Here is a 21,897-nt window from a genome sequence, read left to right on the forward strand (position 1 = left end):
TCCTAAGTGCTCTATGCCATCTCCAATGTTCAGGTCGGGCTTGATGAAAGCGAAAGCGAAGTAATCCACCGACTGGCAAGCCAGTTGAATCTGACTGTTTATGACATCCAGACATCGACCTGCTCCCGCCGCGCCATTGATGCCCGTAAGAAGAGCAATATCCATTTCGTCTGCACCTATGAAGTCGAGCTGAAGCTACCGCTTGATGTAGTGCCGAATAACTGTCGTCTAATGGAACGCTCGAGCCTCTTCCCTGAACCTCCTGAGGTTTTTTCCAGAAAGGCTTCAGTCGAGAGCCATGCCGTGGTGATCGGCGCCGGTCCTGCCGGCCTTTTTGCAGCCTTAGCACTAGCCGAGTCAGGCATTCGCGTTACGCTGCTGGAGCGCGGTAGGCCTGTAGAGACGCGCATGCGCGATATCGGTCGTCTGCGTTCACGCGGTGAACTGGATCCTGAAAGTAACATCTGTTTTGGCGAAGGTGGTGCCGGCACCTATACCGACGGAAAACTCTACACACGCATCAAACACCCCTTCCTGCGCTGGGTACTGCACTCCTTTGTTCGTTTTGGTGCCAGAGAAGACATTCTCGTTGACGCACATCCACACCTGGGTACGGATAAACTGGTACGCATTGTACGCAATATGCGTGAAGCACTGATCAAACTAGGTGTTGATTATCGATTTGAAACGCGTGTTGATGACCTACTAATCGAAGATGGAAAAGTAACGGGTGTGCGCATCAACAGCGGTGAAGAGATCACTGCCAGGCACGTGGTTCTCGCCACCGGCCACTCAGCCCGCGATACCTTCGAACGGCTGCAACAGCTCGGTATCCGAATGGAAGCCAAGGCCTTTGCCGTGGGTGTACGTGCCGAGCATCCGCAAGCTTTGATCGATTCCATCCAGTTCGGCAATGCTGCGGGCCATGAAAAGTTATCCGCTGCAGAGTATTCGCTCACTCATCAGGTGGCCGACCAGTATCTTGGCAAACGCGGGGTTTACAGCTTCTGCATGTGTCCGGGAGGCCTAATTGTGCCCTCGCCCACTGAAGAGGGTGCCATGGCGGTCAACGGCATGAGTAATGCCAAACGGGCCGGCCAGTGGGCCAACTCCGGCATTGTTGTTCAGGTCACACCTGAGGATATCTCCCGTCACGGCATCAAAGAGAGTCCACTGATGGGTATCGCCTTCCAGCGCGAACTTGAGGCTGCCACATTCAAGGCAGCAGGCGAGAAGTACGCCGCCCCTGCCATGCGACTTACCGATTTTGTAAACAGGAAGGCAACAGGCACCCTTGCCGCCACCCGCTTTAAACCTGAAGCCATCCCCACCGATCTGTGGGAACTTCTACCGCACTGGGTCGCCAAGCCACTGGCTGAAGGACTACAGGGTTTCGATCGCAAGATGCGCGGTTATGTGACAGAAGAGGCCAACCTTCTGGCTAGCGAGACCCGCACCAGCTCACCTATCCGCATTGAGCGCAATGATGAGATGCAGTCGGTTAATGTCTCAGGTCTCTATCCTGTCGGCGAAGGCGCAGGGTATGCCGGTGGCATCGTCTCGGCGGCAGTAGACGGCCTTAAAGCAGCGGCTGCGATTATTGAGCGGAGTCACAGTTGAAAAAATCTATAGTGGCAGGATATGGCGAATGAGAAGTACCATGAGGTCATTCAAGCGCACATTCATACTTTTGCTCTTTGTGGCACTGGGCAGCTGCAGCGTCGCTCACTCCAGCTCCACTAGCGGTCACAAACTTACCGTCACCGCCAGTGCCTACAACTCGGTCAGGTCACAGACCCAGGGTAACCCCTCCATCGGCGCATGGGGCGATCGTCTTAAACCCGGCATGAAGGTGATCGCCGTATCCCGCGATTTGCTCAAGATGGGTTTGAAACATAATACGAAGGTGAAAATCGAGGGGCTTCCCGGCTACTATCTGGTCAAAGACAAGATGAACAAACGCTGGAGCCGCAAGATCGATATCTACATGGGTACCGACATCAAAGCCGCCCGCAAATGGGGTAAACGCAAAGTCACCATCAGCTGGTAACCCTTATCCGGCACAGGCAGCAAGACACATTATTACATTATCAATCATTAATAAGTTTTCATTGTCAATTAACTAACCTCTAACCGAAGGGGGCTATTGTTTGAGCTGTCCGGAGCGGACACCCTCCCCCTCCCTCCCTTAGTTCCTCCGGACACAGTTCAACAAAAGGGCCCCTTCCGGGGCCCTTTTTCTTTTCCATCCAAATTGAAGACCTATCTTAGTCAGTTATTCTGCTTTTTTTCGCGCTCCCCCGGTCCGGACAAATCATCAGGACAGATAATTTGCAGTGTTACGTCCGAAGGGTGAAGACCATGAATGGGCTGAATAATAAAACAGGGCATCACTGGAATGGGTGATTCATATCAACTTCCAACTGACTCAAACCAGTCAGATGCAGCCATCTGTTCAAATTAACGATTATTGTTGCTACAATAGTAATGCTAAGGAGCTATTGTTTAGTTAGAAGCCGATTGGAGAAAGACATGGAACAATGCTATGAGTACTTAGGTTGTCACAATGTAGATTGCCCAATGCATAGACTGAAAGCGCCCATTCGCTGCTGGGAAGTAGAAGACACATTATGCAACAACCATGGTATTGAGCTTGAAAGGGATCGTCGCCCAGACGCAAAGAAAGAAGATGTGTGTGCGCTTGGCTGCATCTACTACCATGAAGCAAAGGGTAGGGTATAAACTCCCAATTCAGTAGCCTTTAAATTTAATTATGGCCGCAAGCAGTCATTCAACTCAGTTAGTTCGAGTGACTCAAGGCTCCCCAGTCCAGACAAATCTGGGCACCACTGGATTGACACTATCGCTCTTGCATTCTGACCGTCTTAGAACGGCCAAAATCGGTCATTCAAATAGGCCAGCTCCAGCTTTGTTGATTAGTAGTTTCTTATGATTAAGCCATACAGATTTGGTTCCTACCTTTCTCTTTTGCACGATAGAGAGCTTGATCTGCTTTGGAGATGAGGTCATCAGGAGACTGGCTGGCATTTGGGATAATAGACGCAACACCTACACTAATTGTAACGTGATCAGCTGCATCTGATTCTGGATGAGGAATCCTCTGTTTTTTTAGTGTACGCTGAAGAACATCAACCCTGTTTTTTGCCCCCTCTTCATCTGTAAACGGAAATATATATGCAAACTCTTCTCCACCATATCGTGAAACACTATCAATTGGACGCTGTAAAATACTGCTCATGATTTCTGCCACTTGTCTTAGGCAGTTATCCCCAGCCTGATGACCAAGCGCATCGTTATATTTTTTGAAATAATCAATATCACATAGCACTAAGGAAATTGGTGTCTTAGCTCTCAAAGCATGAGCCCATTCATTTGACAAAGTCTCATCAAAGAAGCGACGGTTTGGAATTCCGGTTAACTTATCGTAAGTGGCCATTCTTTCTAAGTTCTTACTAAGAAGCCGCTCTTTTTTATGATGTATGATGGTATACCTAATTACGAATGCATATAATAAAATAGAGATGAGTAAAATTGCATAATCGGTTGTTTTTTTAGATGCTCGCTCAGATGCAAGATAGAGCAATAATGAGTTTTCAACTTCATCGGCACTCTTAAAAATACTTTCAAATGTTTGATCAAAGCTATGATCAAGTGGACTGCCAGCCATAGCTCCATTAGTTACTGAGAGGCGCTGTTTTATTTTCTTTTGAATGCTGGCAATTCCATCTAGGACTTTAAAAACTTTCTTTCGCAAGACTTCCTGATTAAGAGCTAAATAAGTGCCTTCTGAATTTTGGCCACCAAAAAGCATCGCTTCCGCATACCACTTCGAATTATCAATATGAGCATATACTTGATCTAGAGTTGCTGTTTTATCACCCGCCAGATGCTCTTCAAAGTTCAAATGAGCCAAGGTCAATTCTAATTTTACTTCCATCGCGGCATCAATTAAAGGTGCATCAATTTCTGTTAACACGTGAGAAGATTTTATCGAATACGCAAAAAGAGAAATTATTATCAAGGCAGATACAACTAACACTGAAATAAATATATGGTAGCCAACTCTCTCAATCATATTCGACACCTCAATTAAGCACCAGATCTTGTATATACAAAAGACAATATACACATATTGTCTCTTAGCAATGCGAGGACAAAGTTACTGTTTCCCGATGTCATTAACACTATTTTAAAGAGGACTGCCCCTCGTGCTGTTGAATGGCTTATTATGGCCGGAAGCTGCCACTCATACATATCTTTTCGAGTCCCTACTGCATCCCCAGTCCGGACAAATCTGGGCACCACTGGATTGACACTGTCGCTCTTGCATTCTGACCGTCTTAGAACGGCCAAAATCGGACATTCGCTTTTTTTGAAAGAAGGCTCATAATAGGAATGTCTTAGCGGGAGTATTGGAGGTCGTTGGATATGAGCACCATTGACATTTTCCCCGGCCTAATTGCCACTGCGAACATTGAAACGGGATATTTCATAGAATGTAATGAAGCTGTGACAGATATTCTAGGTTATTCAGTTGAGGAATTCACTTCAAAACCATTGGTAGAATTTATCCACCCAGATGACAGACAAAGAACAATCGATGAAATAAATCGGCAGTTACAGAGCGGTTTGACAATATGCTTTCAAATCCGCTATCAGTGCAAGGATAACTCTTACAAATGGCTATCATGGCAAGGCACAGCTGCTGATGAAGACGGGAAGGTTTATGCTGTTGCCACTGATATTACTGAATTTAAACAGGCCGAAGCTGATCTGGAAGTCAGTGAAAAGAAATTCCGCTCCACTGTAGAAGGGATCAGCGATGGGTTCTTTATCTTGAAAGATGAAGATCTAATTCTCACTTACTTCAACTCTTCTGCAGAAGAAATATTGGGCCGTGAAGCAAAAGACGTTTTGGGAAAACCTATCTTTGATGCATTCCCTGAGGCAAAGGGCTCTATATTTGAAAAACAATATCGAAGGGCTTTCGATACAAAAGTTGCCACTTCTTTTGAAACTTATTTTGGCATAGCGCCATATGCGAACTGGTTTGATGTTCGTGTTCACCCTGTGGATGATGGTATCTCTGTTTTCTTCCAGAGAACCACCGAACGCAAGCAGGCTGAAGAAAAAACGCGCAAATTGTCTCAAGCAGTAGAACAGGCTGGCGAATCTGTGATTATTACAGATGCGGAAGGCTCAATTGAATACGTAAATCCTTCTTTTACTAGGATGACGGGGTATTCAGCTGAGGAAGTGTTGGGAGAAAACCCAAGAATCCTTAAGAGTGGCAATCAATCGGATGAGTATTACAAAGAACTATGGAATACCATTACAGATGGGCGAGTTTTTAATAGCTCGATTATCGATCGTCGCAAAGATGGCAGCCAGTACCCTGCAACTATGTCTATTGCTCCAATCCTGAATGATGAAGGGTCAATTAGTCATTATGTGGCTCTCCAGCAGGATATGACAGATCATGACATGCTTGAGGAACAATTCCGGCAGTCTCAGAAAATGGAAGCACTTGGCACGCTGGTTGGTGGTATTGCACACGATTTCAACAACATGCTGGCAGGGATTACGGGCAATTTATATCTGGCCAAACAGTCCTCAGAGGGAAACCCCAAGGCAATAGAAAAACTGAGAAATATAGAAGGCTTTTCTTATCGTGCCGCTGATATGATTCAGCAGCTACTTACCTTTGCCCGTAAAGATCGGGTTAGCATGAAGCCATTTCCATTCACTCCATTCATTAAGGAAACAATCAAATTATTGCATTCATCTATTCCTGAAAATATTACTTTAGGAGAGGATGTTTGTGCTGATGAATTGATTGTTAAAGGTGATGCTACTCAAATTCATCAGGTATTGTTGAATCTGGTTAACAACGCATGTGATGCACTCGAATGGAGTACAGAACCACGCATTACCATCAGGCTTGAAGCACTTCAGGTTGATGAGACATTCATTGAAAAGCATATGGGTTTTGCAACAGGGGTTTATGCTCATTTGAGCGTGCAAGATAATGGTTGTGGTGTTCCAGAAAACAGAACTAGTCACCTTTTTGAACCTTTTTTCACCACCAAAGAAGTTGGCAAGGGAACAGGACTTGGTTTAGCCATGGTGTTTGGCTCAGTAAAAAGTCACCACGGGTTTGTCGAAGTGGAGAGTGTTGAAGGTGAGGGTGCCACTTTCCATATCTACCTGCCGCTGGTCGATTCTGAAAAGATTGCTGATTCATCGAAACAGGATGGAGAAGTCACTGAAAAGGGTCAGGGTGAGACTATTCTGTTTGTTGATGATCAGGAAGGCATTATTGATACAGGCAAAGAAGTGCTGGAATCAATGGGTTATCAGGTGATGACTGCTTCAAATGGCCAGCAGGCTGTTGATCTGTTCAAAGAGCACCCTGAAGCGATTGATTTATTATTATGGATGTCGTCATGCCCGTGATGTCTGGTGATAAAGCTGCTCAGCATATTCGCCAGATTGATCCGAGCATAAAAATAATTTTTTCCACTGGTTATGATAAATGCCCTCAGATTGAGATGAGTAATGAGATTATTGTTAACAAACCATTTTCTATAGAAAAGTGAGCCAATTGATTCGCCAAACAATTGATACTTAAATGTTAAATCAGTAACTGCGCGATTGATTTCAAGGTAATTAGAATTTTGTGAGTGTCTTCTTTTGGCCGACTATTGCCGGTCGCCGGCTCTCTATCCCCCGTTTCAGTAACACGGGGGGCTATAAATACATCCATACCCATTCCCGCACCCTTCAGTATAGGTCAATCTTTCCTATTCACAAATCCATCAAGAATGATTCTGTTGACATTCGCGCAAAACTTAGACTAAGTTTCGGTTAAAGTTCATGCGACACTTGGAGGCGAAATGAAGGCCAGTGATTTAATCAGCATTTGGGAAGCACCAGATAATAGTAGGCTTACACCTAAACAATTCTCACTACGTTTGCCTGTTCATGTTGCTGCCAGAGTCTCTGCTCTGTGCGATATGTACCCAAACAAGACCAGAACAGAGATCATTGGTGACTTGTTGTCTAGCGCACTGGATCAGCTCCAAACCTCTTTTCCCGAAGTGAAAGGAAAGCAAACAGATCATATTTCGGAACAAGGTGTTGAGATTGATATTTTCGAAGACCTTGGGCCAACCAACCGTTTCTATAGCCTAGCTAACAAACACTATATTGACTTGGAACAAGAACTGGGCAACGAAAATCCAGCACCATTGTTTTCAGACAAAGTAGTGATAATAGAAGAAAAGTAAGCATATGAGTTCCTCCTTCCTTCTCCACGGCCATGATACAATCCAGTGTGCCTATTTTCTCAGGCCGGACATGGACGCTGGAATTGATTTTGAATGGCTAGCAACTGAGAAGGAAAAACTAAGGCAGAGTAAAACCAGAGACCCAAAGCATATCAACCTGGGCGGAACTTCTTTTCTGTTTTACCCTTATGGAAGCTCATCCGGATTCCCTTTCGTAATGTCGAACCAAGATTTCAAAATTGAATTTGGGGAGTTCAATGATCCGCCTTTCTTCGTGACGTTCCTTAGTGAAGCTCTATGGCGAGAGTCTGCGGAAGTTCTTCATTCAAAGTTTCTGGATTGGGCTAACGGCTTGGGCTTTATGGGGTACAAGCCAGAGTCCCTATCTCGGGTAGACTTCAGCTTTGACTATCAAATCCCAGAAGTGGATTTTGATGAGGACTCATTCGCAAGTCGCTCTGCTAAGGACAGTAAACATAGGGATAACGGTAAAGATCAAACTTTCACCTTTGGCAAAGGTGACATTGTCCTACGCGTATATGACAAGATCGCGGAAATTAACCAGCAGAGCCAAAAGACTTGGTTCTTCGGCCTCTGGGGATGTGATGAAAATGTTTGGCGTGTTGAATGGCAGGTCAGAAAAGATGCACTTAGAGATCACGGCATCAGAACATTCAGCCAACTTAAAGAAGGGCAAGGGTCACTACTCAGCTATCTAGCAGAAAAGCATGACACTTTACGCATTCCAACTACTGACAAGAACCGCTCTCGGTGGCCTCTGCACCCAGTCTGGATAGACCTTCAGAAACGCATTGAAGAACAAAACCTTGGGGAGATTGAAAAGGAGTTGGATTCAGCTTCGACATTAGAAGAAAGAAGGTACCGGATTGCTATCAGCGTTTATGGATACCTGAAGCGCTTTGCGGCGATTCAATGCCTTTTAGAAAATGAACCAATGTTCTCAAAAGATGAAACCTTTGCTGACCTCAAGAGTTGGATTTCAAAGGTAGACGATCCTCTAACATGGGAAAGTGAAGTAGAAAAACGAGCAACAGAAATGAGGCTTGGGAAGTGGTAATCCTCTCCCAAGTTATGGCGCTGGTGAACAAGCCAATGACGCAAGTGCTACTTGTGGCTGAGTCATCATTGTCTGAATCACAGTTCAGAGCCTTCCGGAAGTTGGCTTTGGATGCATTTGGAAAAAACGGACTGGAGAAAGAGCTGAAAGAATTGTTCGATCAGCAGGAAAGGTAAGGGTCGGGCAGGAATACACTATGCACAGGTGTTTTATGCTTGAACAAGGAACAAGACTATAATGTATCAATCAGCTTTAACGATGAGCTGCTGGAAGATATTTGCGAAGAGGAGCTAGGCATCCTTCATGCAATGCTTCCTGATCTCATCAGGGACACGCTGATCCAGATTGAACTAGAAAAGGAGTAAGCCATGGCTGTAGCTCTCTATGCACGAGTATCAACTGCAAGACAGGCTGAGAAGGACTTATCTATTCCAGACCAGCTCAAACAGATGCGAGCTTGGTGTAAATCGCAGGGCTATACGGTTGCCATGGAGTACGTCGAAGCAGGAGCGTCTGCCACTGACGACAAGCGGCCAGAGTTTCAGCGCATGATTGGAGATGCCACACACTCTCCGACCCCATTTGAGGGCATCATCGTTCACAGCCTCTCCCGCTTCTTTCGTGATTCTCTGGAGTTCGGCCTTTACGAACGCAAGCTGAACAAGGCTGGCGTAAAGCTCGTATCAATCACGCAGCAGACTAGCGACGACCCATCGGGCGAAATGGCACGCAAGATTTTCAACGTGTTCGATGAGTATCAGAGCAAAGAGAATGGAAAGCACACCCAGCGAGCCATGAAGGAGAATGCTCGGCAAGGATTCTGGAACGGTTCAACGCCTCCCTTTGGCTACCGGACTGAGGAAGTGCCTCTCCAAGGTCGCAGGGGTAATAAGAAACGTCTACGTCTTGATCCTGCGGAATCAAACATCGTTAAAAAGATATTCAACCTGTACCTCAACGGCCACCGCGGAACAGCGCTGGGGCTTCGCTCTATCGCTACCCATCTGAATGAACGTGGACTTCTCAAGCGAGGCAAGTCATGGGGGAAAACTGAAGTCTGTAACGTGCTCTCCAATCCAATTTATAAGGGAGAGTATTACTTCAATAAACGCGACTCCAAATCCAAGAAACTCAAGCCTGAGATTGAGTGGATTAAGCTGGAAGTGGATAAGGTTGTCTCGGCGAAGCTCTTCGATCGGGCGAGAGCACGCTCCGCGGCGCGCGCACCGGCGAAAGTGCCGCCGAGACTGGTCAACACTCCCACTTTGTTAACTGGATTTCTTAAGTGCGGCTGTTGTGGTGGAAGCATGACGTTGGCAACAGGCAAAGGCGGCAAGTATAAATACTACAAGTGCACCACACGCATCAACAAAGGAACTAAAGCCTGCAACGGTCAGAGCGTTCCCATGGAGAATCTGGATGCACTGATTCTTGAGAGAATGGCTGACAAAATCCTGATCCCTTCTCGCATAGAGATGCTGCTCAAAGAAATGAGGCAAAAACAAACGGCATCCAGAACAACAGAGAAGGAAGAAATCGGGAAGCTTACTGCTGAACTCAAAGACTTGGAGAAGAAGCGCAATCGACTGTTTGCAGCCGTTGAAGAAGGAATCCTTCCGCTGGATGGTTCACTAAAGAGACGAGCACATAAGCAGCAAGTTCGCCATCAAGAGATTCTCACCGAGATTGCAGGATATCGGCGTTCACAATACATGCCTCTCAAAGCAATTCATTCAAAGCACATCGAAAACTTTAGTGTTGCCATGAGGCAGAGGCTTCTGAACAGGGAAAGCTGCCTCGGAAAGGAATATCTGAAACTGCTGGTGGATAATATCATTGTGGACGGAAAGGTCGCCACAATCTCAGGAAGTTACTCAGCCTTAGCCAATGCATTAACCCAAACGACAGGTGGAGTGCCCAGTTTTGTCCCGAACTGGCTCCCCAAGCAGGACTCGAACAAAAGGACTGGGGAGTGATCATCACTTGCCGGGGAGATCGAACGCTGTAACGGTTCGGTGATGATCGACAGAGGTTTCCCCTACTCCGCGAACAGGGATGCAAAGATTCTGATTCTTGGCTCCATGCCGAGCCGGAAGTCGATTGCGGCGGACCAATATTATGCGCATCCACAGAACGGCTTCTGGCCAATTATGGGAGAGCTATTCGGATTTACTGCGAGTCTGGAGTACGAAGAGCGGCTGGCACAACTACGCAAGAACGGCGTGGGGCTCTGGGATGTGGCCCACCAGTGCGTTCGGCCGGGAAGTCTGGATTCCGCAATCGAGATCGAATCGTGGTTGCAACGATTTCGAGTCTTTCTTTAAAACGCATTCGCATATCCGAGTTGTTTTCTTTAACGGGCGAAAGGCCGAAGAACTCTATCAAAGGCTGGTATTTGCAAACCTTTCACCGGAGTTTCAGAAAATAGAAAGGCACCTTCTCCCCTCCTCCAGCCCTGCCAATGCCGGGATGAAACGGTCGCAAAAACTGGAAGTGTGGAAAATTGTACCCCAGACCCTTGAAATCGACTAAGGGCGACCCCATTAAAGCAATTCAACAATTTATGAATCACCCCATTTGAATAAATTTGAGGAGAAAACATGACTGCAACAAAAGAGACACGCGCCTTTCAGACTGAGGTAAAACAGCTGCTGGATCTGATGATTCACTCGCTCTACTCCAACAAAGAGATTTTCCTGCGTGAGCTGATCTCCAATGCATCGGATGCAGCCGACAAGCTGCGTTTGAGGCAACCACCGATGATGCCCTGTTTGAGGGCGATTCCGACCTGCATGTTTTTATCGATCTGGATAAAGAGAACCGCACCATCACCATCCGCGATAACGGTATAGGCATGAGCCGTGATGAAGTGATCTCCAATATCGGCACCATCGCCCGCTCCGGAACCAAGGAATTCTTCGGCCAGCTCTCCGGTGATCAGGAAAAGGATGCACACCTGATCGGTCAGTTCGGTGTTGGCTTCTACTCCTCCTTCCTTATTGCAGACAAGGTGACATTGACTACCCGCCGTGCAGGCCTTGAACATGAGCATGGCGTACGCTGGGAATCTGCTGGTGACGGTGAATATGAGCTGGAAACAGTTCATAAAGAGAGTCGCGGCACCGAGATCATCCTGCACCTGCGTGAAGAGGCTGATGAGTACCTTGATGACTGGCGCCTGAAAACCATTATCCACAAATATGCCGATCATATCCCTTTCCCTATCCGTATGATGGGTGCACCTGTCGGCGGCGAAGATGGCGAAGAGATCAAACCTGCTGAAACCGTGACCGTGAATCAGGCATCGGCCCTCTGGACACGTCCTAAATCAGAGATTTCTGAAGAGGAGTATGGCAACTTCTATCAGCATATCGGGCACGACTTCGATGACCCGCTGGCGCGCCTGCACCAGCGCCTTGAAGGTAAGTACGAATATACCCTGCTGCTTTATCTTCCTAAGCGCGCTCCATTCGACCTCTGGCAGGCTGAAGCCAAACATGGCGTAAAGCTTTATGTGCGCCGCGTATTCATCATGGAAGCCAATGAAGAGCTGCTGCCACGTTACCTGCGTTTTGTACGCGGCGTAATGGACACCAATGATCTGCCGCTGAATGTATCGCGTGAGATTCTGCAGAAGAGCCCTGCGATGGATGCGATGAAGAAGGGGGCAACCAAGCGCGTGCTTGGGCTGCTTGAAGAGCTGGCAAAGGATAAGCCGGAAGATTACGCCACCTTCTGGAGCGAGTTCGGAAGCTGCCTAAAAGAGGGTGTGATCGAAGATTCCAGCAATAGTGACAAGATTGCTCCCTTGCTGCGCTTCGCCAGCACCGAGTCTGATGAGCAGAACGTCTCACTGGCAGACTATGTTGGCCGCATGAAGGAAGGGCAGGATACCATCTATTTCATCACAGCCGAGTCACTGGCAGCTGCCAAACACAGCCCTCACCTGGAGATATTCCGCAAGAAAGGAGTCGAGGTTGTACTGCTGCACGATCGTATTGATGAGTGGCTGACCTCCCACCTGACCGAGTTCGACGGCAAGAAGCTGAAATCCATTGCCAAGGGTGAGCTTGATCTCTCGGCTATCGGTGATAATGCCGAGGAAGAGAAAAAAGAGCATGAAGAGAAGGCTAAAGCTGCTGGACCTGCCGTGGAAAAGATCAAAGAGGCGCTCGGAGAGAAGGTGAAAGATGTTCGCATTTCTGATCGTCTGACCGAATCTCCGGCATGCCTGATTTCCGACACCTTCGACATGAGCAATAACCTGGAGCGTATTCTCAAACAGGCGGGTCAGGATGTTCCGGACATGAAACCGATCCTTGAGATCAACCCGGACCATGAACTGATTCAGCGTCTGATTAAGATGCGTTCCAAAGAGAAAATCGAGGACTTCGCCAGCATTTTGTTTGATCAGGCCGTGCTGGCAGAAGGCGCTCTGCCGGAAGATCCGGCCGGATTTGTTCGCAAGATTAACGCACTGCTGGTGAAGTAAACTAACGGGGCGGCCTTACCTCCCCCTCCCCTCAATATCTGACCCGACCTGTTCGGAAAACTCAGATATGGGTGAGGTCGCCCTGCTTTGTTTTGTTTGAGTTTCTACGCCAGTAGCCAATAACCAATAGCGTCTGAAACATGAAGCCTCAGAGAAGCGACTTTCGCTTCTTGTTACGAGATGGAAGCTTTTCCACTGCTGTTGTAAAAGAGCTGCTCGTCAGTCAATCGAAGGCGACGGCTGATCTCACGGCCAATATTCATCTGGATAATCGTGAACTGCTCCAGATTCTTCCGATAGAGCTCGAACAGGCTCGCCTGACCAACCTCGATGGCGTGACAGCAGCTGGTCGCCATGATCGATGAGCTGCGCGGATAGAGATCGAGCAGCGCCATCTCCCCGAAACAGTCACCCTCACCAAGCTCCCTGACCAGATGTGTTTTACCATCGCGCACCTTGAGCACGGAAACGGCGCCACTCTCAAGCACAAACATTGATGTCGCAGAATCACCCTCGTGAAAGAAAAACTCACCTTTATTCAGCGTCATCTCGGTTGCCCGTTCAATCAGGAACATGACTGTTTCACAGCTGACACCACCGAACACCGGCATCGACTGCAGCAACTTACAGCGGGAGGAGTCCATGCAGCAGCTACTGATAACTCAGAGGTCGAGGCTTAAACTTGCCGGATATTCCAACGCCTCTTTCACAGTAACCAGAAAGCGAACCGCCTCAGAACCATCGATCAGGCGATGATCGTAGGAGAGCGCCAGATACATCATCGGCCTGATAACAATGGTATCGTTCTCAACCACGGCCCGTTTCTGGATATTGTGCATACCAAGAATGCCACTCTGCGGAGGATTAAGAATCGGGGTTGAAAGCATGGAGCCAAAAATGCCTCCATTGGTGATCGAAAAGGTGCCGCCCTTCAAGTCATCCGGACTTAAGCCACCGCTGCGTGCCTTGTCTGCAAGATCAACGATCCCCTTCTCTATCTCGGCCAGGCTTAACAGATGCGCATCGCGCAGCACCGGTACGACTAACCCCCTCTCACTACTCACGGCTATGCCGATATCCACATAATCGTGATAGACGATATCGTCACCCTCGATATAGGCATTAAGCGCCGGATATTTCGAGATCGCATGACTGACCGCCTGCACAAAGAAGGACATAAAACCAAGCTTTACTCCATGTTTTTTCTTAAATGGCTCTCCGTAATGGCTGCGCAGATCCATCACTGCCTGCAGGTTCACCTCATTAAAGGTGGTCAACATTGCCGCCGTGTTCTGCGCGCTCTTTAACCGTTCAGCGATGCGAAGGCGAAGCCTGCTCATCGGCACCCGCTCCTGCTTTCGTCCCGCAGAGGTGGCGGCAGCTTTTACAGAAGCCTCGGCAACCTGCTTCACAGGTTTGGGCTCCACTGGCGCAGTTATAACCGCCTCAACCGGGACCGCTTCGGCCACCTTCTTCACAGGTTCTTCGGCTGTGGTGGCATCAATGGCGGTGGAAGCCCCTGCAGCTGGCTGCACACTATCATCGATATAAGCGATCACCTCGCCAGGCTCGACAATATCCTCAACCTTTTTCAGCACCCGTGTCAGCACACCGCTATCAAGGGCTGTGATCTCCATGGTGATCTTGTCACTTTCGATCTCTGCCAGCACATCATCAACAGCAACGGCTTCACCCTCCTGCTTCAGCCAGGTAATCAGTGTCGCTTCGGTCTCGGACTCTCCGAGGCTAGGTACCTTGATCTCAATTTCCATCGTTTACTCCCGTCATACCAGCAGACCCTCTGTTCCTTCAGCGAAGGCGGCATTCAGTAGCGCCTCTAGCTCTTGTTTATGCCGCTTCAGCGACCCGACAGCCGGTGCTGCCGATTCAGGGCGACTGACACCGAAAATCTTCTGGTCAGGAGAGAGTATCTGGCGAATCGGACTATTCAGGAACGGCCATGCACCCTGATTCGCGGGCTCTTCCTGAACCCAGAAAATCTCATGTGTTGAAGCGTAAGGCTCAAGTTCAGTTTTAAGCTCTGCGGCAGGGAATGGATAGAGCCGTTCGATCCGCAACAGTACAATATCCTGAATCTCCCGCTTCTGCCGTTCAGCAAGAAGGTCGTAATAGACCTTGCCTGAGCAGAGAATAACACGCCGCATCAGGGCAGGCTGCAGATGCCTCTCACCCATCACCGGCAGGAACCTGCCATGTGTGAAATGCTCCAGCTTTGAGAAGGAGAGCTTCTGGCGCAACATGCTCTTGGGCCCCATCATAATCAGCGGCTTACGCACTTTGCTCATCAACTGGCGCCTGAACAGGTGGAACAACTGTGCTGGCGTAGTCGGATAGACCACCAGCATATTATCCTCAGCACAGAGCTGCAGGAAGCGCTCCAGCCGTGCGGATGAGTGCTCCGCACCCTGTCCTTCATAACCATGCGGCAACCAGAGCACCAGTCCGGACATGCGATTCCACTTTGTCTCGCCTGCAGCGACAAACTGATCCACCACCACCTGAGCCATATTAGTAAAATCGCCGTACTGCGCCTCCCAGATGACAAGCGCTCTCGGCTCGGCCACCGAATAGCCATATTCGTAGCCCATCACCGCCATCTCGGAAAGCATGCTATCGACAACAATAAAGTGGGAGAGAGGCCCGTTCTCTACCTGCCGTAGCGGAATCATGTTTTTACCTGTAACCTGATCATAAACCACGGCGTGGCGATGGAAGAATGTACTGCGCCCGGAATCCTCTCCGGTCAGGCGCACCCACCCCCCTTCACTTACCAGCGAGGCATAAGCCATCACTTCACCACAGCCCCAATCCACGGGCAGCTTGCCATCCATCATCTGGATACGGTTTTCATAGATCTTCTCTACCTTGGGATGCATTGAGAACCCGGCAGGCAGGCGGTGAACCCTGTGGGCCAGGTCGGCCAGCAATTCACCACTGAGCGCCGTATCCGGCTCTTCAGCTCCCTCAAAAACAAACCCGTTCCAGCGTCCCTGCAGGCTGTTTGCAGGACTGGGTGCGCTGCGGTCATTGGCCCTGCGTACCTTATCAAGGCAGTCGCGATAGTTGGTAATCATATCGTCACAGGCCTGCTCGCTGAGGATACCATCGCTAATCAAGCGATCGCGATAGATCTGTTCGACTGTCGGGTGTTCGTTAATGCGGCGATACATCACCGGCTGCGTCACCTCAGGTGAATCGGTCTCATTATGCCCGTGCCTGCGGTAGCAGATCAGGTCAATGACGATATCTTCGTGGAAGGTGTTGCGATACTCGACCGCAATCTCAGCAGCCAGGCAACACGCCTCCGGGTCATCTCCGTTCACATGCAGAATCGGTGCCTGCACGATCTTGGCGATATCAGTGCAGTAGGTGGTTGAACGCGCATCGAAAGGATTAACGGTAAAGCCGATCTGATTGTTGACGACGATATGAATCGTGCCGCCAATACGGAACCCCCGCAACTTGGAGAGCTGCAGTGATTCGGCTACAACGCCCTGCCCGGCGAAGGCAGCATCGCCGTGTATCAACACGCTCATCACTTCGGTTTTGGCTTTATCCTTACGGCGGCACTGCCTGGCCCGCACGCTTCCCAGCACGACAGGCGTAATAATCTCAAGATGGGATGGGTTAAAACCAAGCGAGAGGTGAACGATGCCGGAAGGGGTAGTCACATCAGAGGAGAATCCCATGTGATACTTCACATCACCCTGCCCCTGCGCCGCCTCTTCGAACTGAGTTCCCTCAAACTCGGAGAAGATGTCGGTAAGTGCCTTGCCCATAATATTGGCCAGAACATTCAACCGCCCTCGATGGGCCATGCCCATAATAATCTCTTTGACCCCGTTTCTACTCGCCCGCCGAATCAGGGCATCAAGCATAGGAATCAGACTCTCACCACCCTCAAGGGAAAAACGTTTCTGCCCCACATAACGAGTGTGCAAAAACCGCTCCAGCTCCTCCGCATGCATGATTTGTCCGAAGATATGCCTGCGTGTATTGGCATCATAATTGGCGCGGGAGTGGATACGTTCAAGACGCGACTGAATCCAGTGACGGCGCGCCGAATCGGTAATATGCATAAACTCCGGCCCGACATGACCACAGTAGGTCTGCTTAAGCAGAGCGATAATATCACGAAGTGGCATCTGGCGGTCGCCGGTAAGATCACCCGTCGGGAACTCGGTATCCAGATCGGCCTCGGAAAGTCCGTAATAACCCAGCTCCAACTCCGGGCTTGTTAGGCGCGGATCAAGCTTCAGCGGATCAAGTTGGGCATGCAGGTGGCCGTGCATACGGTAAGCCTGAATCAGATAGATGGCCCGTGACGGATATTCAATGTCACCACGGTCGGAGAGCGCGGGAATATCATCGAAATAGCGTTTGGCAGCAGCTGTCTGGGGCCGCATCCTCTCCAGCATCGACTGATGCGTTACTGGAGGTGCCTCGCCGGAGACCTCTACCAGATCAGAGAAGTAGGCTACCCATTGTGGAGCAAGCGACTCAGGATCCCTGAGGTACTGCTCATAAACCTGCTCCAAGTATGCACTACCGGCACTGAACAGTTCATCCTGAATCCTGGCATCATCTGGCTTTGACTGACTCACAAACCCTCCAGAAATATTATACCCATTTATAGACCCCTGAAACCGGATTGGCCAGAACTGTTTAAACCATTAAATCCACTTCTTTGCCCTGTACCAGAATGTGCCTAAATATTCATGCAGCGCATCACAGCTCTCTGAAAAAACGTCCCAGCGAGGCAGGGCACTGCGCAGATCATAACCCCTGCGGCTCGCCTTGAAATCGCATGGAGCAGCTATCACCCTAATGCCGTGGGCTTTAAATGAAGCAACAGCACGCGGCATATGCCATGCCGTGGTCACGAGAATAACAGTAGAAATGTTTTTTTCAGCGAGCATCACTTTCATGTTGGCTGCATTTTCCCATGTATTGCTGGAAGAAGCCTCGACATGGATAGCCGATTCAGCAACCCCGAAGCGCTTCAGCCAGCGTTGCATCACCACCCCTTCTGGCTCGATATTTTCTGTGAGCACAGTGCCCCCGCTAACATACACATCAAGCCCGGTTCTTCTAAACAGATCCGCAGCATACAGGGTACGCATCATGGCCATAGGTTTTAGTGCGTCAGCACCGCCATACTCTGGCGCCTTCTCATAAACACCGGCTCCCAACACTGCAATAACAACCCGCTCACCCCGTGGCAGGTGCTCAAGTTTAAGCTGGGGATGGGCCTGCTCCAGCGGGATAAGCAGGATATCCCGAATAGGCTCCATGGAGAGTAGCCAGAAGGCTGCAAGGGAGAGGAGAATCAGCAAACGCCCCAGAAACCGCTTATGAAACAGCAGCCCAAGAAATGCCAGCAGGATCAATCCTCCCGGAGGAAGGATAAGCTGGGACAATGATTTGGTGAGAAGAAGTGTCATTAAACGAGATTCATCAAACCCTTCATCACCATATCGGTATGGCTGATAATACCGACAATCATGCCATCGCCATTAACGACCGGCGCGCGTGAGATATGAAAGCGGGCAAACAACGCACTGGCATAGCGGATATCCATATCCGGATGAACCGTAATCGCAGGTTTGGTCATTACCTCATAGATACTGATCCGATCCGAAGAGCGATTGGCCGCCAGAACTTCACGGGCAATATCAGAGAGCAATACGATGCCGTACTCATCATGCTCATGCCGTTTGTCCACGATCAGGCATTTGGTTTCGACATAGCGCATCACTTCAAGCGCCTGCCGAACCGTAGCCACCCCATCAACGATATCGTAGTTCTCTTTCATGACATCGCGTACGGTAATTAATGACTGTCTGCTCATAACTGATCCTCCACTTCATCCAACAGGCACATAATCTGCCCTCCCATTCCAATCGCATCTTCCACATCCACCTGAAATGCTACGCCCGAACCGGGATTCTCTTCGAAACCCGCCTCCTCAGCGATTCGCTCCAGAATTTTCCGGCTCAGATGCTCCTCAACCAGAAAAAGCAGCATATCCCGCTGCGACTCAAGCGTCAGGCCGAAGAAGGTCTTCTTCGGATTTAACCCTTCACCGCGTGCATCACCAACCACAGTGGCTCCCGTAGCACCGGCTTCCCTCGCCACACGCATGATCTCATCGGTCTTATCGTCCGCGACAAGCGCAATCAACAGTTTAAAACGCATCTTCTCCTCCTTTTTCTGCATGCCTGCGCTTTTCGAGCCAGCGACTGATCTGGGCATAACCCATCACACTCATGATTGGAAAAACACTGGCAAACGCAATCAGGCCGAAGCCATCAATCAATGGACTTCGCCCCGGAATCGTCGCCGCCAGCCCCAGCCCAAGGGCTGCAAGCAACGGAACGGTTACGGTTGAAGTCGTCACACCGCCGGAGTCATAAGCCAGCGGAATAATCATTTTTGGTGCCCGCAACGTCTGTAGGATTACGACGACATAGGCCACAACAATATAGAGCCAAAGGTCGGTTCCGGTCACAATGCGGAAACAGCCAAGGGCGACACCAGCGGCCACACCGAACGACACTGCAAGCCTGAGCCCCCATGCGGAGATCGCACCACCGGACACCTGCTGTGCTTTCATGCCTACAGCAATCAATGATGGCTCAGCAAGCGTAGTTGCAAGGCCAATGGCAAAGGCAAACACATAGACCCATGTATAATCCTGCCAGCTAACCGCTTCGAGCACTGTGATGCCCTCTTGATACAACTCACCATATAGAAAAGCAGGGTTGGTCAACTGCGCAGCCATCACCTCACCGAGTGGGAAAATGGCCTCCTCAAGCCCCATCAGGAATAGTGCCAGCCCCAGCAACACATAGATAAATCCACGCAGCACCCGCCATACATGGGCAATCCTCTGCCGCAGAACAAACAGTTGAAAGCCAACCAGCACGGCAGCAATCGGAATCACATCGCGCAGCGTCGACTGCATCGTCTCCAGAAACAGTTCAATATGACTCATACAGTCAAAATCCCGAAGAGCATCACAAAGATCATCGGCAGCAGGGAAGCAAATGCGATCAGGCCGAAACCGTCCAGCATCGGGTTGCGTCCTCGAATCGAGGAAGCCAGCCCCACACCGAGTGCAGTTACCAGTGGCACCGTAATTGTCGAGGTCGTAACACCACCGGAGTCGTAAGCGATACCGATAATCTCATCCGGGGCAAAGTAGGTCATGATCACGACAACAAAGTAGCCGCCAATAATGCAGAAGTGCAGAGGCCATCCTTTAAGAATTCGAAGTACACCAAGCACAATGGCTATACCCACAGAGAGGGCGACAGTCATTCTCAACCCGTTGGCATAACCATCCATCGCCTCGGCTGTTGCATCAATTACACCACCCTGCGCCGCGATTTCAGCCGCCTTGCCAACAACAGCAATCAGCGCTGGTTCTGCAACCGTGGTGCCAAATCCGAGCAGGAATGCAAACAGCAGCAACCAGAAGACATTACCCTTTTTCGCAAAGGCAAAGGCCATCGATTCACCGAGGGGAAAAAGACCGATCTCAAGGCCGCGCACGAAAAGAGCAAGCCCGAGCAACACCATGACCAAGCCGGTTAACATCTCTTGCATATTCGGGATCGGCTGCTTGAGCACCAGCTCCTGAAAAAAGAGAATGACCAGAATAATCGGGGTCAGATCACGCGCAGCTTCAAACAACGGGCGAAGCTGCGACAATAGATTGCGAATATTCACAGATCCGCTCGAATTGTCTGCTGAGTCATGATCTCCCCTTCTGATAGAAAAACTGCTTTCATATAATATCGCAAGCTCTGTTTTGGCGCAATATTGACGCCCGGGAAACCTCGGCACTTTACATCTGTTTATCCAGCACAAAGTGACCCCTATCTGGATTACACTCATAACCATCCGAAATCATTTGAAGGCAACCAGCCATTGCGTATCATGGCTGCATGAAAAACATTCCTGTCGCTATACTTGGAGCAACCGGCTATACCGGTGCTGAACTGATTCGGCTTATCGAAGCCCACCCCCATTTTGAGGTCGCCCACCTGGGCGCTCACTCGCAGGCTGGCAAGCTTGCAGGTGAAGTACTGCCCGGTGTCAGCGGTCGCATTGCGGCCATGACGCTGGCGGCGGCCGATGCCACGCTGCCGCTTAATGTGGAACTGGTGTTTACCGCCCTGCCGCATGGCGCTGCCGCAGGCAGCGTTTTTTCAGCCCTTGAGGCAGGTAAAAAGGTCGTCGATCTCTCAGCTGACTTCAGGCATAAAACTCATGCTGTCTACAGAGCAGCGTATCAAGCCGATCACCCACATCCCGAACTCTTTGATGAGGCGGTATATGGGCTGACAGAACATGCCCGTGACCAGTTGGCTAGTGCAAGGCTGGTTGCCAACCCCGGCTGTTACCCGACCTCCGTACTGCTGCCTCTGATTCCACTACTGAAAGCGGGCGTGATAGACACCTCGTCTTCGATTATTATCGACTCTAAATCAGGCGCATCAGGTGCTGGCCGGAGTGCTAAAACCGACCTGCTCTACTGCGAACTTAATGAATCGGTGAAAGCCTATGGTCTGCCAAGGCACAGGCATGCCTGGGAGATGGAGGAGTGGGCTCTGGGTTTTGCAGGTAGCGAAACAAAGGTTCGTTTTGTACCTCATATCCTGCCGATGAACAGAGGCATGCTCAGCACGCTGCACCTCTCCGGCAACAGCAGTGAAAGCTGGCTTGATATTCTGCAGCAGGCATATGGAGATGAGCCATTTATAAAGCTGCTGCCGCAGGGGACATTGCCTTCCACCGCCGGCATCAGCGGCAGCAATCGCTGCGACATTGGCATTTCTCTGCTCAGTGAAACTGAAGTCGTGATTGTCAGCTGTATTGATAACCTGCTTAAAGGTGCAGCCGGTCAGGCGATCCAGAACGCCAACCTGATGTTTGGACTGGATGAAACCGAAGGTCTAGCCACCCACGCACTCTGGCCCTGACCAATT

20 protein-coding genes and 1 pseudogene are annotated in these 21,897 nt (G+C 49.7%); 12 read left to right on the forward strand and 9 right to left on the reverse strand.

The annotated features are described in order from the left end of the window. Positions 1-6: 6 nt before the first annotated feature. Together Ga0123461_RS08890 and Ga0123461_RS08895 are read left to right on the forward strand one after the other, a co-directional pair. Positions 7-1,620: an NAD(P)/FAD-dependent oxidoreductase gene (locus Ga0123461_RS08890; protein ID WP_100278014.1), complete on the forward strand. Its 1,614-nt coding sequence runs from the start codon at positions 7-9 to the stop codon at positions 1,618-1,620. 28 nt (positions 1,621-1,648) lie between these two features. Next, complete coding sequence (locus Ga0123461_RS08895) at positions 1,649-2,050, forward strand: 3D domain-containing protein (protein ID WP_232710106.1); 402 nt, start codon at positions 1,649-1,651, stop codon at positions 2,048-2,050. A gap of 903 nt (positions 2,051-2,953) precedes the next feature. Here Ga0123461_RS08895 and Ga0123461_RS08900 read toward each other — a convergent pair. Next, positions 2,954-4,096 carry a diguanylate cyclase gene (locus tag Ga0123461_RS08900; RefSeq protein WP_100278015.1) on the reverse strand — a complete coding sequence of 381 codons (1,143 nt, stop codon included), beginning with the start codon at positions 4,094-4,096 and terminating at the stop codon, positions 2,954-2,956. 353 nt (positions 4,097-4,449) lie between these two features. Between Ga0123461_RS08900 and Ga0123461_RS08905 the strand changes: the two genes are divergently transcribed. The 9 genes and pseudogenes from Ga0123461_RS08905 (at position 4,450) to htpG (ending at position 12,880) form a co-directional block, all read left to right on the forward strand. Continuing rightward, complete coding sequence (locus tag Ga0123461_RS08905; protein WP_100278016.1) at positions 4,450-6,477, forward strand: PAS domain-containing hybrid sensor histidine kinase/response regulator; 2,028 nt, start codon at positions 4,450-4,452, stop codon at positions 6,475-6,477. Continuing rightward, a complete protein-coding gene (locus tag Ga0123461_RS08910) occupies positions 6,468-6,620 on the forward strand; it encodes a response regulator (protein WP_157819300.1) in 153 nt (50 codons plus the stop codon). The genes Ga0123461_RS08905 and Ga0123461_RS08910 overlap by 10 nt, the downstream gene beginning before the upstream one ends. A 297-nt stretch (positions 6,621-6,917) precedes the next feature. Then, positions 6,918-7,310, forward strand: a complete 393-nt coding sequence (locus tag Ga0123461_RS08915) for a hypothetical protein (RefSeq protein ID WP_100278018.1) — start codon at positions 6,918-6,920, stop codon at positions 7,308-7,310. A gap of 4 nt (positions 7,311-7,314) precedes the next feature. After that, positions 7,315-8,388 (forward strand): hypothetical protein, encoded by a 1,074-nt coding sequence (locus tag Ga0123461_RS08920; RefSeq protein ID WP_100278019.1) that lies wholly within the window; start codon positions 7,315-7,317, stop codon positions 8,386-8,388. Further along, positions 8,382-8,564 carry a hypothetical protein gene (locus Ga0123461_RS08925; protein WP_100278020.1) on the forward strand — a complete coding sequence of 61 codons (183 nt, stop codon included), beginning with the start codon at positions 8,382-8,384 and terminating at the stop codon, positions 8,562-8,564. The genes Ga0123461_RS08920 and Ga0123461_RS08925 overlap by 7 nt, the downstream gene beginning before the upstream one ends. 39 nt (positions 8,565-8,603) lie before the next feature. Beyond that, positions 8,604-8,753, forward strand: coding sequence for a hypothetical protein (locus Ga0123461_RS12385; RefSeq protein WP_157819301.1), 150 nt, complete (start codon positions 8,604-8,606; stop codon positions 8,751-8,753). A 3-nt stretch (positions 8,754-8,756) separates the two neighbouring features. Further along, on the forward strand, positions 8,757-10,364 hold the full coding sequence (locus tag Ga0123461_RS08930; protein WP_100278021.1) for a recombinase family protein: 1,608 nt from the start codon (positions 8,757-8,759) through the stop codon (positions 10,362-10,364). Positions 10,365-10,406: 42 nt separating this feature from the next. Then, positions 10,407-10,712, forward strand: a complete 306-nt coding sequence (locus Ga0123461_RS12585; RefSeq protein ID WP_232710107.1) for a DNA-deoxyinosine glycosylase — start codon at positions 10,407-10,409, stop codon at positions 10,710-10,712. 276 nt (positions 10,713-10,988) lie between these two features. Next, positions 10,989-12,880, forward strand: a pseudogene (gene htpG, locus Ga0123461_RS08940) (molecular chaperone HtpG). Between the two features lie 173 nt (positions 12,881-13,053). Here htpG and Ga0123461_RS08945 read toward each other — a convergent pair. From Ga0123461_RS08945 to Ga0123461_RS08980, 8 genes are all read right to left on the reverse strand, one after another. Then, the gene (locus Ga0123461_RS08945; protein ID WP_100278022.1) at positions 13,054-13,524 is read right to left on the reverse strand and encodes a Crp/Fnr family transcriptional regulator; all 471 of its coding nucleotides are present in this window, start codon (positions 13,522-13,524) and stop codon (positions 13,054-13,056) included. An 18-nt stretch (positions 13,525-13,542) separates the two neighbouring features. After that, complete coding sequence (gene sucB, locus Ga0123461_RS08950) at positions 13,543-14,652, reverse strand: dihydrolipoyllysine-residue succinyltransferase (RefSeq protein WP_100278023.1); 1,110 nt, start codon at positions 14,650-14,652, stop codon at positions 13,543-13,545. Between the two features lie 12 nt (positions 14,653-14,664). Next, positions 14,665-17,505 (reverse strand): 2-oxoglutarate dehydrogenase E1 component, encoded by a 2,841-nt coding sequence (locus Ga0123461_RS08955; RefSeq protein WP_100278024.1) that lies wholly within the window; start codon positions 17,503-17,505, stop codon positions 14,665-14,667. A gap of 69 nt (positions 17,506-17,574) precedes the next feature. Next, positions 17,575-18,345, reverse strand: coding sequence for a YdcF family protein (locus Ga0123461_RS08960; RefSeq protein WP_100278025.1), 771 nt, complete (start codon positions 18,343-18,345; stop codon positions 17,575-17,577). Then, complete coding sequence (locus tag Ga0123461_RS08965) at positions 18,345-18,752, reverse strand: CBS domain-containing protein (RefSeq protein WP_100278026.1); 408 nt, start codon at positions 18,750-18,752, stop codon at positions 18,345-18,347. The genes Ga0123461_RS08960 and Ga0123461_RS08965 overlap by 1 nt, the downstream gene beginning before the upstream one ends. After that, entirely contained in the window at positions 18,749-19,099 is a 351-nt protein-coding gene (locus tag Ga0123461_RS08970; protein WP_100278027.1) for a P-II family nitrogen regulator, read from the reverse strand. Before Ga0123461_RS08970 ends, Ga0123461_RS08965 begins: the two co-directional genes overlap by 4 nt. After that, positions 19,089-19,898, reverse strand: coding sequence for a DUF1538 domain-containing protein (locus tag Ga0123461_RS08975; RefSeq protein WP_100278028.1), 810 nt, complete (start codon positions 19,896-19,898; stop codon positions 19,089-19,091). The genes Ga0123461_RS08970 and Ga0123461_RS08975 overlap by 11 nt, the downstream gene beginning before the upstream one ends. Then, a complete protein-coding gene (locus Ga0123461_RS08980) occupies positions 19,895-20,629 on the reverse strand; it encodes a DUF1538 family protein (protein WP_418289163.1) in 735 nt (244 codons plus the stop codon). The genes Ga0123461_RS08975 and Ga0123461_RS08980 overlap by 4 nt, the downstream gene beginning before the upstream one ends. A gap of 224 nt (positions 20,630-20,853) precedes the next feature. Here Ga0123461_RS08980 and argC point away from each other — a divergent pair, with 224 nt between their 5' ends. Beyond that, positions 20,854-21,891 (forward strand): N-acetyl-gamma-glutamyl-phosphate reductase, encoded by a 1,038-nt coding sequence (gene argC, locus Ga0123461_RS08985; RefSeq protein WP_100278029.1) that lies wholly within the window; start codon positions 20,854-20,856, stop codon positions 21,889-21,891. Positions 21,892-21,897: the final 6 nt, after the last annotated feature.

Origin of the sequence: Mariprofundus aestuarium (assembly GCF_002795805.1) — a bacterium.
Lineage (GTDB): Bacteria > Pseudomonadota > Zetaproteobacteria > Mariprofundales > Mariprofundaceae > Mariprofundus > Mariprofundus aestuarium.

Coding starts and splice junctions, on each gene's coding strand:
- Ga0123461_RS08895 (WP_232710106.1), top strand. CDS start 1,649: ATGAGAAGTACCATGAGGTCATTCAAGCGCACATTCATACTTTTGCTC.
- Ga0123461_RS08900 (WP_100278015.1), bottom strand. CDS start 4,096: ATGATTGAGAGAGTTGGCTACCATATATTTATTTCAGTGTTAGTTGTA.
- Ga0123461_RS08905 (WP_100278016.1), top strand. CDS start 4,450: ATGAGCACCATTGACATTTTCCCCGGCCTAATTGCCACTGCGAACATT.
- Ga0123461_RS08910 (WP_157819300.1), top strand. CDS start 6,468: ATGCCCGTGATGTCTGGTGATAAAGCTGCTCAGCATATTCGCCAGATT.
- Ga0123461_RS08915 (WP_100278018.1), top strand. CDS start 6,918: ATGAAGGCCAGTGATTTAATCAGCATTTGGGAAGCACCAGATAATAGT.
- Ga0123461_RS08920 (WP_100278019.1), top strand. CDS start 7,315: ATGAGTTCCTCCTTCCTTCTCCACGGCCATGATACAATCCAGTGTGCC.
- Ga0123461_RS08930 (WP_100278021.1), top strand. CDS start 8,757: ATGGCTGTAGCTCTCTATGCACGAGTATCAACTGCAAGACAGGCTGAG.
- Ga0123461_RS12585 (WP_232710107.1), top strand. CDS start 10,407: ATGATCGACAGAGGTTTCCCCTACTCCGCGAACAGGGATGCAAAGATT.
- Ga0123461_RS08945 (WP_100278022.1), bottom strand. CDS start 13,524: ATGGACTCCTCCCGCTGTAAGTTGCTGCAGTCGATGCCGGTGTTCGGT.
- sucB (WP_100278023.1), bottom strand. CDS start 14,652: ATGGAAATTGAGATCAAGGTACCTAGCCTCGGAGAGTCCGAGACCGAA.
- Ga0123461_RS08960 (WP_100278025.1), bottom strand. CDS start 18,345: ATGACACTTCTTCTCACCAAATCATTGTCCCAGCTTATCCTTCCTCCG.
- Ga0123461_RS08965 (WP_100278026.1), bottom strand. CDS start 18,752: ATGAGCAGACAGTCATTAATTACCGTACGCGATGTCATGAAAGAGAAC.
- Ga0123461_RS08970 (WP_100278027.1), bottom strand. CDS start 19,099: ATGCGTTTTAAACTGTTGATTGCGCTTGTCGCGGACGATAAGACCGAT.
- Ga0123461_RS08975 (WP_100278028.1), bottom strand. CDS start 19,898: ATGAGTCATATTGAACTGTTTCTGGAGACGATGCAGTCGACGCTGCGC.
- argC (WP_100278029.1), top strand. CDS start 20,854: ATGAAAAACATTCCTGTCGCTATACTTGGAGCAACCGGCTATACCGGT.